Annotated in this window: 19 protein-coding genes; 9 read left to right on the forward strand and 10 right to left on the reverse strand. The window is 36.8% G+C overall.

All coding sequences use genetic code 11. The annotated features are described in order from the left end of the window. The first annotated feature begins 1 nt into the window (after position 1). Both LAV82_RS06050 and LAV82_RS06055 read left to right on the forward strand, forming a co-directional pair. Entirely contained in the window at positions 2-772 is a 771-nt protein-coding gene (locus LAV82_RS06050; RefSeq protein ID WP_211077200.1) for an ABC transporter ATP-binding protein, read from the forward strand. Then, positions 759-1,565, forward strand: a complete 807-nt coding sequence (locus tag LAV82_RS06055; protein ID WP_211077199.1) for an ABC transporter permease — start codon at positions 759-761, stop codon at positions 1,563-1,565. The genes LAV82_RS06050 and LAV82_RS06055 overlap by 14 nt, the downstream gene beginning before the upstream one ends. A gap of 46 nt (positions 1,566-1,611) precedes the next feature. On the opposite strand, the gene ytkD is transcribed toward LAV82_RS06055, so the two are convergent. The 5 genes from ytkD to LAV82_RS06080 all read right to left on the reverse strand — a co-directional run bounded on the left by ytkD (position 1,612) and on the right by LAV82_RS06080 (position 4,176). Further along, on the reverse strand, positions 1,612-2,082 hold the full coding sequence (ytkD, locus tag LAV82_RS06060) for an RNA deprotection pyrophosphohydrolase (RefSeq protein WP_013059543.1): 471 nt from the start codon (positions 2,080-2,082) through the stop codon (positions 1,612-1,614). 104 nt (positions 2,083-2,186) lie between these two features. Then, positions 2,187-2,507, reverse strand: a complete 321-nt coding sequence (locus LAV82_RS06065) for a hydrolase (RefSeq protein ID WP_211077198.1) — start codon at positions 2,505-2,507, stop codon at positions 2,187-2,189. Positions 2,508-2,581: 74 nt separating this feature from the next. Next, entirely contained in the window at positions 2,582-3,007 is a 426-nt protein-coding gene (locus LAV82_RS06070) for a phage holin family protein (RefSeq protein WP_013059545.1), read from the reverse strand. Between the two features lie 91 nt (positions 3,008-3,098). Continuing rightward, positions 3,099-3,539: a Dps family protein gene (locus LAV82_RS06075; RefSeq protein ID WP_013085268.1), complete on the reverse strand. Its 441-nt coding sequence runs from the start codon at positions 3,537-3,539 to the stop codon at positions 3,099-3,101. Between the two features lie 163 nt (positions 3,540-3,702). Continuing rightward, positions 3,703-4,176 (reverse strand): S-ribosylhomocysteine lyase, encoded by a 474-nt coding sequence (locus LAV82_RS06080; RefSeq protein ID WP_211077197.1) that lies wholly within the window; start codon positions 4,174-4,176, stop codon positions 3,703-3,705. A gap of 150 nt (positions 4,177-4,326) precedes the next feature. On the opposite strand from LAV82_RS06080, the gene yidD reads away from it, so the two are divergent. Further along, positions 4,327-4,554, forward strand: coding sequence for a membrane protein insertion efficiency factor YidD (yidD, locus tag LAV82_RS06085; protein ID WP_013059548.1), 228 nt, complete (start codon positions 4,327-4,329; stop codon positions 4,552-4,554). Between the two features lie 3 nt (positions 4,555-4,557). Here the strand turns inward: yidD and LAV82_RS06090 are convergent, their stop codons facing one another. Then, on the reverse strand, positions 4,558-5,130 hold the full coding sequence (locus tag LAV82_RS06090; protein WP_013085269.1) for a beta-class carbonic anhydrase: 573 nt from the start codon (positions 5,128-5,130) through the stop codon (positions 4,558-4,560). 119 nt (positions 5,131-5,249) lie between these two features. Here LAV82_RS06090 and LAV82_RS06095 point away from each other — a divergent pair, with 119 nt between their 5' ends. Both LAV82_RS06095 and LAV82_RS06100 read left to right on the forward strand, forming a co-directional pair. After that, a complete protein-coding gene (locus tag LAV82_RS06095) occupies positions 5,250-6,437 on the forward strand; it encodes a GTP-binding protein (RefSeq protein WP_499715733.1) in 1,188 nt (395 codons plus the stop codon). Positions 6,438-6,520: 83 nt separating this feature from the next. Then, a complete protein-coding gene (locus tag LAV82_RS06100) occupies positions 6,521-7,462 on the forward strand; it encodes a metal ABC transporter substrate-binding protein (protein ID WP_374149300.1) in 942 nt (313 codons plus the stop codon). Between the two features lie 29 nt (positions 7,463-7,491). Here LAV82_RS06100 and LAV82_RS06105 read toward each other — a convergent pair whose 3' ends face one another. Then, the gene (locus tag LAV82_RS06105) at positions 7,492-7,737 is read right to left on the reverse strand and encodes a type B 50S ribosomal protein L31 (protein WP_211077196.1); all 246 of its coding nucleotides are present in this window, start codon (positions 7,735-7,737) and stop codon (positions 7,492-7,494) included. 152 nt (positions 7,738-7,889) lie between these two features. Between LAV82_RS06105 and LAV82_RS06110 the strand changes: the two genes are divergently transcribed. After that, entirely contained in the window at positions 7,890-9,224 is a 1,335-nt protein-coding gene (locus LAV82_RS06110) for a cytochrome ubiquinol oxidase subunit I (RefSeq protein WP_013059553.1), read from the forward strand. A 15-nt stretch (positions 9,225-9,239) separates the two neighbouring features. Further along, the gene (locus tag LAV82_RS06115; protein ID WP_013059554.1) at positions 9,240-10,277 is read left to right on the forward strand and encodes a cytochrome d ubiquinol oxidase subunit II; all 1,038 of its coding nucleotides are present in this window, start codon (positions 9,240-9,242) and stop codon (positions 10,275-10,277) included. Positions 10,278-10,307: 30 nt separating this feature from the next. Here LAV82_RS06115 and LAV82_RS06120 read toward each other — a convergent pair whose 3' ends face one another. Genes LAV82_RS06120 through LAV82_RS06130 form a run of 3 tightly spaced genes read right to left on the reverse strand, consistent with a single transcriptional unit; the run spans position 10,308 to position 11,873 of the window. Next, positions 10,308-10,766, reverse strand: a complete 459-nt coding sequence (locus tag LAV82_RS06120; protein ID WP_013059555.1) for a flavodoxin — start codon at positions 10,764-10,766, stop codon at positions 10,308-10,310. Between the two features lie 15 nt (positions 10,767-10,781). Next, positions 10,782-11,537 (reverse strand): hypothetical protein, encoded by a 756-nt coding sequence (locus LAV82_RS06125; RefSeq protein WP_244856508.1) that lies wholly within the window; start codon positions 11,535-11,537, stop codon positions 10,782-10,784. A gap of 54 nt (positions 11,538-11,591) precedes the next feature. Further along, positions 11,592-11,873 carry a DUF2325 domain-containing protein gene (locus LAV82_RS06130; RefSeq protein WP_025601454.1) on the reverse strand — a complete coding sequence of 94 codons (282 nt, stop codon included), beginning with the start codon at positions 11,871-11,873 and terminating at the stop codon, positions 11,592-11,594. Positions 11,874-12,080: 207 nt separating this feature from the next. Here LAV82_RS06130 and LAV82_RS06135 point away from each other — a divergent pair, with 207 nt between their 5' ends. Together LAV82_RS06135 and LAV82_RS06140 are read left to right on the forward strand one after the other, a co-directional pair. Further along, complete coding sequence (locus LAV82_RS06135; protein ID WP_013059558.1) at positions 12,081-12,239, forward strand: DUF1540 domain-containing protein; 159 nt, start codon at positions 12,081-12,083, stop codon at positions 12,237-12,239. Between the two features lie 66 nt (positions 12,240-12,305). Then, positions 12,306-12,509, forward strand: a complete 204-nt coding sequence (locus LAV82_RS06140) for a hypothetical protein (RefSeq protein ID WP_013059559.1) — start codon at positions 12,306-12,308, stop codon at positions 12,507-12,509. The last annotated feature ends 10 nt before the right edge of the window (positions 12,510-12,519 follow it).

Here is a 12,519-nt window from a genome sequence, read left to right on the forward strand (position 1 = left end):
TATGACAAAACTTCACATTCAAGATGTTCAGCATATGTATCTTACGACAAAGTCTGCTACCACTGCACTTGAACATATTAATTTGTCTATTGAAGAAGGAGAATTTGTTTCCTTTCTCGGCCCAAGCGGATGTGGAAAAACGACGCTTCTATCGATTATTGCCGGCTTGATTGAACCAACGTCCGGCTCTGTCACAATAGACGGTGAAAATATCGGAACATCAGTCCCAAACATCGGTTATATGCTTCAACAAGATTATTTGTTTCCGTGGAAAACCATTAAAGAAAATATTTTACTTGGTCTTGAAATTCGCGGCCAGCTAACAGATAAAACAGAGAGTAAAGCACTGTTACTCCTAAAAGAAATCGGTTTACAGGGCGTAGATAGCCTATATCCGCACCAGTTATCCGGAGGCATGAGACAACGCGTCGCTTTAGTTCGAACACTTGCTATTGACCCCGCTATTTTACTCTTAGACGAACCTTTTTCAGCACTCGATTTTCAAACAAAACTCAAGCTTGAAGAACTTGTCTCCAAAACGCTGATGACCTATCAAAAAACGGCCGTTTTGGTCACGCACGATATCGGCGAAGCCATTGCTATGAGCAGCCGAATCTTTTTATTCTCAGCCAAGCCGGGGAAAATCGCAAAAACATTTACGGTTCCTTCTATTTTACGAACCCTTTCTCCGTTTGAAGCACGCCAGCACCCTGTCTATAACGATTTATTTATGGACATATGGAAGGAGCTTGATCAACTTGAAACCCACTAGCTCCCTAAATACTCTTCACGAAAGCTACCTTCGCAAGGTTCGCGGCGAAAAACGATTAGTACTGAGCGTACAGATGGTCATTTTCTTAGCCTTTTTTAGCTTCTGGGAACTGGCTTCTCGTTTAAAGTGGATTGACCCTTTAATTTTCAGTTCCCCTACTAAAGTATGGCATTTATTTTTAATTAAACTTGCCGACGGCTCGCTGGCAGCACATATTGGTTTTACATTATTTGAAACGGTTCTTGGCTTCATTTTAGGCACATTACTAGGTATTTTACTTGCAACGGCCCTTTGGTATTCAACGAGGCTTGCAAACATATTAGACCCTTACCTCGTTATTTTAAACGCCATGCCAAAAGTAGCGCTGGGCCCTATTTTAATTGTAGCGATCGGTCCAGGATTTTTCTCAATCTTAACGATGGGGGCGATTATATCCGTTATTATTACATCCATCGTCGTTTACACAGCATTTAAAGAAGTTGATCCAAACTATATTAAATTACTAAAAAGCTTTGGGGCAACGAAAACCCGCTGTTTTAAAGAAGCCATTTTGCCAGCTTCCATGCCCGCTATTATTTCCACATTTAAAGTAAATGTCGGCTTATCTTGGGTAGGAGTCATCGTAGGAGAATTTTTAGTTTCTTCGAAAGGGCTTGGATATATGATTATTTATGGTTTCCAAGTCTTCAACTTTACTCTTGTTCTTCTCAGCTTATTATTAATTGCCATTTTCGCTACGATTATGTATCAAGGCGTTGCTTATTTAGAAAAGAAATTGATCCGACGCTCATAAAAAATCCCCCCGTACAAACGGGGGGATTTTCATTGATAGGATACTTTTACAAAAATGTTCGCTTTACATATTTCATTACATATTGTAAAACATTATCTTTCATGATGAAGCTGTATGCATCATCTTGTTGAATGCCCGAAGGTAGTTCATCAATCATTACGGGACCATCCGTTTCCATGTAGTCTTCTTTTTTAATTACATTTCCAATAGTAGCAAAATAAATGTTTTTAATAATGGTCTTTCCTTTACTTACTACTTTATATTGCCCAATATAAGTTAAAGAAGAGACTTCTCCGCCTGTTTCTTCAAATACTTCTCGAACCGCTGCTTCTTCTGGTACTTCATTGCCTTCTAGTTTTCCTCCGGGAAATTCTAAACCTCGTTTTGAGTGATTCGTTAGCAACCATTGATTTTCATACCTGCATACGACCCAAACATGACGTGGAGTTTTCGAGAATGGATTTTTTTCAAATGATAAAAATACTTGATTATGATATGCATCCTTAAATGTGTACATGGTCGACTCAAACTCCATTTGATTTTTCCCTTATTTTATCATACATTACGGCCATACCTGATAAGAAAAGTATGCTTGTACTTTTTTTCTTTGCTTTTTACCCCTTATTCCATTCTATCTGAAGATAAAATATTCATCTGTTTGATATGTGATTTTGTTTCATTGTCTCCCAGCTGATAAAGCATGGTATATATTTCAACTGTCGTTTTATCGTACATATCATTTTGAGAATCATGATGATATTCCAGATATGGAATATGTGATCGCCAAAAGCTTGACCAATCGCTTGAAGCACGCTGATCTAAATACGTTCTCAGCTTCTCCACTTCTTCATCTGTTGCTTCAATCGCATAATTCCAATCTGAAGCAGTATTTGACTGATTGATTTCTCCTGAACTCAGAGATATATAATATTTTTTTGTCATGAAAGATATTCAGCTCCTTCTTTCTAGTGCCAACTTATCTTTCTTATTTGTATCTTATTCTTTTTTTATACACTCTACGATTTAAAGCGGTCTTTTAAAATCGCTATTGCTTTTTTTAACGGCTCTGGAATTGGAATTCCTACAATTCCTGCATTTTCTGTAATTGAAATCATTTCGTTTAAAATATAGAACAAAATAGCTCCATCTCGAATAATATGACCGTTTTCCCAGAATACAGAATCGATAAAGTTTGCTACAGCAATCATGGCAAAAATAAAAATCTTTTTGGCAATTCCTTTAAAACCTACTTTGCTAGATAAACGTTTATTTATAAAAGCTGCAATTGTACCCGTCAAGTAATCCATTGCCACTAATGCTACTAAAGCCATTAGTAAATAGTCCCACTCTCCAAATAAAAAAAAAGCCAGTGAACCTAAACTTGAGATTATCAAGACAGCAAGCTTCTGCATATCCACTTTTTTCACCCTTTCAGCAGTCATAAGCAGTCATATCCCTACAGTATATGCCAGTGAAAAAAAAGTGTTCGTCCATCTTATCATAAAAAAACCTGCGAGTACTCGCAGGTTTTAATTACTTGCCTAGGAATGATTTTAACATCCACGTATGCTTCTCTAAGCTTTGATGAATGGCTAACAGCATGTCTCCTGTTGTTTCGTCGCCCGCTTCACCGGCTGCGTCCATTCCTTCTTTTAATTCAGCAGTTAGCGTATCAAAATCGCTTACTAAAGAAGCGACCATATCTTTAGCCGTTTCGCTTCCATCCGCTTCTTTAATAGAAGAAAGTTCTAACGATTCTTTCATTGTTGCCACAGGTTTTCCTTCTAATGCTAAAAGGCGTTCTGCAAGGTCATCAATAATTGTAGCTGTTTCCGTATACAGCTCTTCAAACTTTTCATGAAGAGTGAAGAATTGTTCACCTTTTACGTACCAGTGAAAGTTATGAAGTTTTATGTACATTACACTAAAATTCGCTACTTGTTTATTAACGATTTCATTTACATTTACTGCCATGTTTTTCGCTCCTTTGTGAACTCTTTGTATAATATAGTTGTACCCTTTTTTAGTTGATTAAAACATTTTTTTCATAAAAAGAGACATTTCCCTTTCTTTAGACTTAGAGAAACTTCTTCATCTTTTTTCAAATAAAATAAGCAGCCCAGCGGACTGCTTATTTTTAGCCAAATACTTTTTCTAAATCTTCTTTGTCCTGTTCTAGCCAGAACTTCATCAAACGTTTTGCTCCTTCTAAATCGTGAAGTTTCGCTTGACCGCACTGCTTTTCGTTTGCTGCTGGAATTTCAGTAATGTTAATTGCATCTTTTAACGTATCGTCTAACAAATCAATAATTTCACGTACAGTCGGCTCACCGCTCACTACTAAGTAGTACCCTGTTTGACATCCCATAGGCGAAATATCAATAATATCAAAGTGCTCGTATTTTTCTACATGAGTACGAATATTAAAAGCTAATAAATGCTCTAGCGTATGAATAACGTCCGGCTTCATTGCTTGTTTGTTTGGCTGGCAAAAACGAATATCAAATTTATTTACAACGCCGTCGCTTCCCACTTTGTGAACACCGCAGTGTCTTACGTAAGGTGCTTTAACCGCATTATGATCTAGCTCAAAACTTTCTACTGATGGCATAATACCACTCCTTTTTTCTTCTTTCACCTATCATAACATGCAATTCCGATATATTTCATCCATTTAATAACCTTTATTTCTTTTAGTTGCTTTTTATTCCTTCTATCCCTTATAGTATGAGCAAACACGAAAGAAAGAACGTGATAATAAATGATTGCAAAGCTTTTGCTTTTACTTATAAAAGGATATCAAAAAGGAATTTCACCTTTTCTTCCGGCAAGGTGCCGGTTTTACCCTACTTGCTCCCAGTACGGAGTTGAATCCATTAAACGCTTTGGTGCCGTAAAGGGATCTTATTTGACTGTAAAACGCATTTTAAAATGCCACCCGTTCCATCCGGGTGGCATCGATGAAGTACCTGAGAAAAAATCACACTAAGCTTTAGTTGTTTTCGATTGCTTCATACCCATTTACAACAACATCTAGCTTTCCTGTATTTGGATCAATAACTAGTCCATGTACAGGAGTATCTTTTGAAAATAGAGGATGATTACGGATTGTCTCTACACTATGCTGAACAGTCTCTTCTACTGAATCAAAACCCGTTAACCATTGTTTCAAGTCCATAGAATATTCAATGGTATTAATCACTTCATCTGAGATGCCTTTTGCTCTTACTTTCTCTAAAAAAGGTTCCGCTTGAAGTTTACCTGCTCCACAGTCGTGGTGACCAATTACACATACCTCATCTGCTTGAAGCTCGTACACAGCTACTAAAATGCTTCGCATAATACTTCCAAATGGATGTGAAACAAGCGCTCCTGCGTTTTTAACAATTTTCACGTCTCCGTTGCGCAAATTCAAAGCGTGTGGAAGTAATTCTACCAATCTTGTGTCCATACACGATAAAATAACCATTTTTTTATCAGGGAATTTGCTTGTTTCGTAAAGTTCATACTTCTTTTCTTCTACAAATTTTTGGTTGAATTCTAAAACATCTTGTAATAAGCTCATCTGCTGTCTTCTCCTTCATAAAAAAAATTCTTTCTTGTATTATAATACTTTTTCCTATAAGATGAAAAGTGTTAAATCGTAATCATTATTATTTATAAACAAGAAAGTAGGTTATAACAGTGAAAAAAATTCCCGTTACCGTTTTAAGCGGATACCTTGGTTCAGGTAAAACAACTCTTTTGAACCATATTTTAAAAAATAAAGAAGGTTTAAAGGTCGCGGTCATTGTCAATGACATGAGCGAAGTAAATATTGATGCAGACTTAGTTAAACAAGGCGGGTTCTCTCGAACAGAAGAAAAACTTTTTAAAATGCAAAATGGCTGTATTTGCTGTACGCTTCGAGACGACCTAATGAAAGAGTTAGAACGCCTAGCAGACAATGGTGATATTGATTATATTGTCATTGAATCTTCCGGAATCAGCGAACCTATCCCTGTTGCTCAAACATTTACTTATATTGATGAAGAGCTTGGCATTGATTTAACTCAGAAATGTTCGTTAGATACGATGGTCACTGTAGTAGATGCCAATCGCTTTTGGGAAGACTTTTCATCCGGCGAAAGCTTATTAGACCGCAAAGAAGGAACAGATGAAAACGATACAAGAGAAGTGATTGATTTATTAATCGATCAAATTGAATTTGCAAACGTCATTTTGTTAAACAAAGTTGATTTGTTAACAAAAGATGATGCAGATGAGCTGCAGGCTGTTCTTCACAAATTAAACTCAGAAGCCACTGTTATCCAAACAATTAATAGTGAAGTAAGCCTTGAAGCCATACTTCATACCGACTTATTCGACTTTGAAAAAGCTAGTCAAGGAGCCGGATGGATTAAAGAATTAAATGAGGAGCACCATACGCCTGAAACGGAAGAGTTCGGTATTTCTTCTTTTGTATACAGAAGGAATCGTCCCCTTCATCCTGAACGCTTTATGAAATGGTTAGAGAACTGGCCGGTTGATATTGTACGCGCAAAGGGATTTTTCTGGCTTGCTTCGCGTAATAATATGGCAGGACTTCTTTCTCAAGCCGGTACGTCCATTATGATTCAAGCAGCGGGTGAATGGATAGCAACTTACGAACCGGAAGAAAGAGAACAAACCTTAAAAGAAGAGCCTGAATTACGAGCAAAATGGGATGAACAATTTGGAGATCGTATTAACGAGCTTGTGTTCATTGGTATTGATATGAACAAAGCTGAAATAATTGAAACTTTAGACCGCTGTTTGCTGACAAATGAGGAAATGAATCAAGATTGGGCTACTCTCAAAGATCCCCTTCCTAAATTTACAGTAAGTGCGTAAATTTTTAGTTTTCAAATCGTAATAATTACGATATAATAACATAGGTCATAAATGGTTACGATACGAACGGAAGGAGCAACATAATGAAATTCAAACCACTTTTAATGGTGCTTGCATTAGGAATTGGAACAGCTCTTGCAGGGTGCAGTTCAAGCAGTGCAAATAACGCATCTGATAATAAAAACAAAAAATTAGAAGTTTATACAACAATCTACCCTTTACAGGACTTTACTGAAAAAATCGGTGGAAAATATGTAGAAGCTAAAAGCATTTTACCAACCGGTGTAGATGCCCATTCATTTGAGCCTACAACAAAAACAATGGTCAAAATCGCCAACGCGGACGCATTTGTTTACTCAGGAATTGGACTTGAAGGTTTTGCAGATAAAGCACAGTCTACACTTAAAAATGAAGATGTAGCTTTAGTAGAAGCTGCAAAAGGAATTAAATTAGCAAAGAGTTCTGAAGATGAGCATGCTCATGAAGAAGAGCATAACCACGGAGATACAGACCCTCACGTTTGGCTTGATCCTGTTTTAGCTATTCAATTAGCTGAAAATATTAAAGACGAACTTATTGAATTAAAACCAGATAAAAAAGCAGAGTTTGAAAAGAACTTCCAATCGTTAAAGACTCAGCTTGAAGATGTGGACCAAGAGTTAAAAACAACGATTGGCGACGCACCTCATAAAGAAATTTTAGTATCACATGCAGCCTATGGCTACTGGGAAAAACGATACGGCTTAAAGCAAATTAGCGTAGCGGGTTTATCTCCTACAAATGAGCCGTCTCAGAAACAATTAGAAAACATCGTAAAACAAGCAAAAAAAGACCATATCAAATACTTTATCTTTGACCAAAATTTAAAGCCTAAAGTGTCTACGCTTGTAAAAAATGAAGTAGGAGCTCAAGCTTTAACACTTCATAACTTAGAGTCATTAACAAAAAACGATGTTAAAAATAAAGAAGACTATTTCTCCATTATGCAACACAACATTGATACGTTGAAAAAAGCATTATATTAATAAAAAAACTAGCCTCCCGGCTAGTTTTTTTATTGTAATTTATATTTTTGCTTAAAGCGTTCTACACGGCCGCCTTTATCAGCAAATTTTTGTTTTCCTGTATAAAATGGATGTGTATCCGAACTGATTTCAACTTTTAAAAGCGGATATGTGTTGCCATCTTCCCATTGAACGGTCTCAATTGATTGTTTTGTAGATCCTGATAAAAATGATGTTCCGCTATTTGTATCCATAAATACAACTTTACGATAGTCTGGATGAATATTTGTTTTCATTAAATATCTCTCCTTTAAAACAATATATACTTATTATAATCGTAATGATTACTATTTTCAAGTTATATGTTTTACCAATTCTGATGCATAAAGCGTGGTAAAAAGTGGACAATAAGGTTTATCAATACTTTACTGGAAAGGTTGAAAAATGAATGGATCATTTAGTTACTGCACGTTCAATGTTTGGTCTGAACATGGGAGTACATATCATTTTTGCCACTCTTGGCGTCGGCATTCCTCTCATGATTTTATTGGCTGAAATTCTTTACTACAAAACAAAAGATAAAGATTATGAACTTATGGCACAGCGTTGGACAAAAGGAGCTGCTGTCCTGCTTGGAGTCGCCATTCCTACGGGAACGATTGCTGGTGTACAACTAGCGTTGCTTTGGCCGGGTTTTATGGAAATTGTAGGAAAAGTGATGGCTCTTCCTTTTCAAATTGAAATTTATGCTTTCTTTATTGAGGCTCTGTTTCTCTCTATTTACGTATACGCAGCGGACCGTATTTCTCGAAAAATGAGGATTATCAGTCTAATTTTAGTAGCAATAGGCGCTCTTGCCTCTGCCGTTTTAATTACAAACGTGCACGCATTTGAAGGAACACCTGCTGGCTTTCGAATTTTAAATGGCGAAATTGTAAGCGTAGATCCTTGGGCAGCTTTCTTTAATCCGAGTTTCTTTGTAACGTCCGGTCATGTAGCCGTTTCTGCTTATACAACCGGAGGCTTTGTCATTGCTTCAGTCGCTGCCTTTAAAATGCTTCGTGCGCGAAAACATAATCCAAGAGAATATAAATTTCATCATAAAGCATTGATGATGGGATTAGTAATCGGCGGGATTTTTTCTTTTGTAACAGCTTTGAATGGACATGAATCTATGCAAAAAGTATACGAATATCAACCCGAAAAACTTGCAGCAGCTGAAGGTCTATTTGAAACGCAAGATCATGCGCCATTAGCTTTAGGCGGATTTACAGATGAAAAAGAACAGCGAGTCAAGTATGGAATTGAGTTTCCATGGATGCTCAGCTTCTTGTCGGGTAATAGCTTTAATACAGTGATTACTGGACTCAATGACTTCCCTAGGGATTATTGGCCGCCGCTTTTTGTGCATACCTTGTTTAACGGTATGGTCATTATCGGATCGATTTTAATTTTAGTGGCGCTAGTGGGCGTTGTTTGGTACAAGTTTTTAAAGAAGAAAAGCTTCCCTAAAATTTTTATGTGGGCATTTGTCGCAACAGGCCCTCTCGCGATCATGGGCATTGAATTCGGATGGATTTTCGCATGTACAGGAAGACAGCCCTGGGTCATTTACCGCATCATGCGTACATCAGAAGCAGTTACCACTTCTGCTAATTTGCATATTTTATTTTTTTTATTTTTGCTTGTTTATATCGTACTTGTGGCCGCAGTCGCCCTTGTACTGGTGTTTTATTTCAGAAGAAATCCGCTTTCTAAAGAGCTTGCTGCGCAAGCAGATTAAAAAGGATGTGAGAATATGGGTGATTCATTACTAGCAATTACTGTAATATGGGGCTTCATTTTTATCTATGCCGTAATGGGAACGATGGACTTTGGAGCTGGCTTTTGGTCGATGGTATATATTAATCGTACGAAAACAAATGCTACAGATGTAGCAAACAGATATCTATCGCCTACTTGGGAAGTAACCAATGTATTTATCGTTGCGATTGTTGTTGCGCTGTTTAGTTTTTTTCCTCGAGCTACATTTACGCTTGGCACAGTGTTACTAATACCCGGAAGTATCATTTTACTTCTCTTATCTATTCGAAGCGGATTTTTAGTGTTTTCACACTATGCTAGCAGCTTCAAATATCGGAGAGCATTGGTTTATATATCCGGTATATCCGGCGTGTTAATTCCTGCTTTTTTAATCGCTGTACTGCCAGTAAGTCAAGGTGGATTTATTGATATAATTGATGGCACGCAGCGATTAAATTTAGCAAAAGTATTTTCAAGTCCGCACGTCTATTCATTTATCGGGTTTGCCATAAGCTCTTCGCTGTTTCTATCGTCTCTGTTATTAGCAGATTACTCGAAGTCATCTGACGAAATGGAAGCTTATGCGGTCTATCGGCGTGATGCGCTCATTACAGGACCTCTTTCCCTGCTAATGGCTATCTTTATTATGATTACAATGCAATCAGAAGCAAGCTGGTTATATGATAAAATGATGCAGTTTAAGCCCCTTCTTTACGGATCTGTAGGTCTATTTGTAGTAGCTGGTATTGCTCTGCTGCTACCTTCTCAAAAAGGAAAAGGCATGCCTCGTTTAGCTGTGGTATCCATTATCCTTCAATATTTCTTAGCAAGTTACGTATACGGACGAAGTCATTTACCTTATGTTGTCTATCCAAACGTAACGATTGAGAATGGATTTACACATCCCGATGCGTTTCATTCTTTATTTATTGTGTATATTGTTGGTTTTGCTATTTTATTTCCTGGATTCTTTTATTTCTGGCGTCTATTTATGAAAGATAATAAAGAATACAGCAAAAAGAAGCCATATTAAAAAACCCGGTCAGCACTTGACCGGGTTTTCTTATGAAGGAGCAGATTTTGCTACTACTTCAGCAAAACCTTTAGCAAATACCTTACATTTTTCTACATCTTCTCCAAAGGGAGAGAGCTCGATTTTCAAACCGGGAACGGCTATATTTCCGTTACGTCTCTTTATTTTTTCTTCAATTAAATCAACTGCTCCGCAAAAAACATCATATGATGAATCACCTGAGCCAAATACAGCCATCTGCTTTTGACTGAGATCTATATCATCCATTTCATCATAAAGATCTAAAAAATCATCTGGCAGCTCTCCATCTCCCCACGTATAAGCTCCAAAGATAATAGATTCTGCGGATACAAGGTCAGAAGCATCAATGTCATATACTTCTGCTCGTTTCACATGCAATCCATGCTTGACTAATTCTTCTTCGATCAAATCGGCTATCGCTTCTGTGTTACCTGACATACTCGCATAAGCTAGTAAGATTTCCTTCATGTAAATGACGCTCCTTTACACCAGCAGTGTTGGCCGCACATCTCCTTCTTCAGCGCATTCTCGTTGAAGAGGACAGTTTTCACACTCACTGGATGCATAATTCTTTTGAAAATGTTTTGGTTCCATTAACACACTTTTGACAATATGTAGTTGAAGTATGGCTTTTTGATAATCGTCTGGTGCAATATGATAAGTTGTTGTTTCTCCAGTTAATAATGAATAAAAACGAATTTGTTCAGGAACCTTTTTAAAAGCTTGTTTCGAAAAAACGATAATAAAGTCTTTCATGGCGTTTTTCACTTCTTCATGGTCATCTAGAATGAATTTTGTTACCGTATAAGACTTCTCTGCCCATGCAGCAAAATCAATGGTTAGAGAAAGGTTGCTTTGAATTTCTTCTACATACACGCTGTATTTCTCAAACACAAAAAGCGGTAGTTCCACATGTGCTTTCTCTCCTAAAAACCTTAGTAAATAATCGCTTACTTTAGCTAACACATCGTAATAGTGAACGGGTGATGAAAACATATTTGGCTTTAGGCGCCAATATTTTTCAATAAGCTGTAAAACATAGAGGTTCGAGCGATACTCAACGGGCTTGCTATAGTATGTTTTAATGATTTGATGGACAGTTACTTGAACAAGCTGTTTCCAATCTATAGATGTTTTTTTCAAAAGAAGCTGCTGCTGATAAAATTTGTACGGACATCGAATAAATTGTTCGATGTGGTCGTTAGAGAGTGTCTTTATATGCACTTTTATCGGTTCCACCTATGTCTCACCACCCTAATTGAAATTCATTCTCAATAATAAGTAAAAATTAAATCATGAAATTTGCTCAATCACTTTACGAATAGCACTCCATGAATGTTTGACGAAATAAATCGGTTTTTTTTGTTTTTTTGCTTTCTCTTTAATGACTTTTGCCATATTGTGATTAATAAAATCCGTAATAACTAATACAACCCCAATATGTTCGGGTATTTCTCGCTTCACCATATTGCTTTTACGGCCATCTAAATGAATTACTTCATTAAATCCTTCTCCCGCTAAACGATCTGTAATATGCTTTAACCTGTCTCCTCCTACAACCATAACTGATGACATGTTTGTTCCCTCCCAATTAATTATTCATTTAATGATTTGACAACAACTTGTATTCTTTACTATATACACAGTTTAATTGAGAATGATTCTCTTTGTCAATGTTTAATTGATAAAAATTCTCAATTAAAATGAAAGTCTACCACCTTTCTTATAAGTTAGTTGAATTTTGACCATACTATAGCTATCACATACAAAGGAGGGTTAACGTTGGAACAAAACATTCTTTGTGAAGTAAATAACTGTCACTTTTGGAAAAATGGAAATCACTGCAGCGCAGAAGAAATTTACGTGGTAAGTCATAGCGGAAAACATGCAGCAAGCAGTTATGAAACAGACTGTAAAACGTTCAAGCCAACTGAAGCGTAACCCGCAAAAGGACAGCCTCTGGGTTGTCTTTTTTCTCTCTTCAAGATCATAAAAAAGGAGACTAATATGAAAACTGAACAACTGATTCATTTTTTTAAAGAAGAAGCAATAAAAGCAAATGAACAAACCTTTCCAATCTATGTACAATCGTTTACTCATTTATGGACATATAAATGGGGAACACTTGAAAACATTCCAGAAGAAATTGATGACTTAATTACGACACGTGCGTTAGAACTTGGACTTATTCACTTAAAAAAAGCTGACTAATCAATAAGGA

This window comes from Bacillus sp. ILBB4 (genome assembly GCF_035064545.1).
GTDB lineage: Bacteria > Bacillota > Bacilli > Bacillales > Bacillaceae_H > Priestia.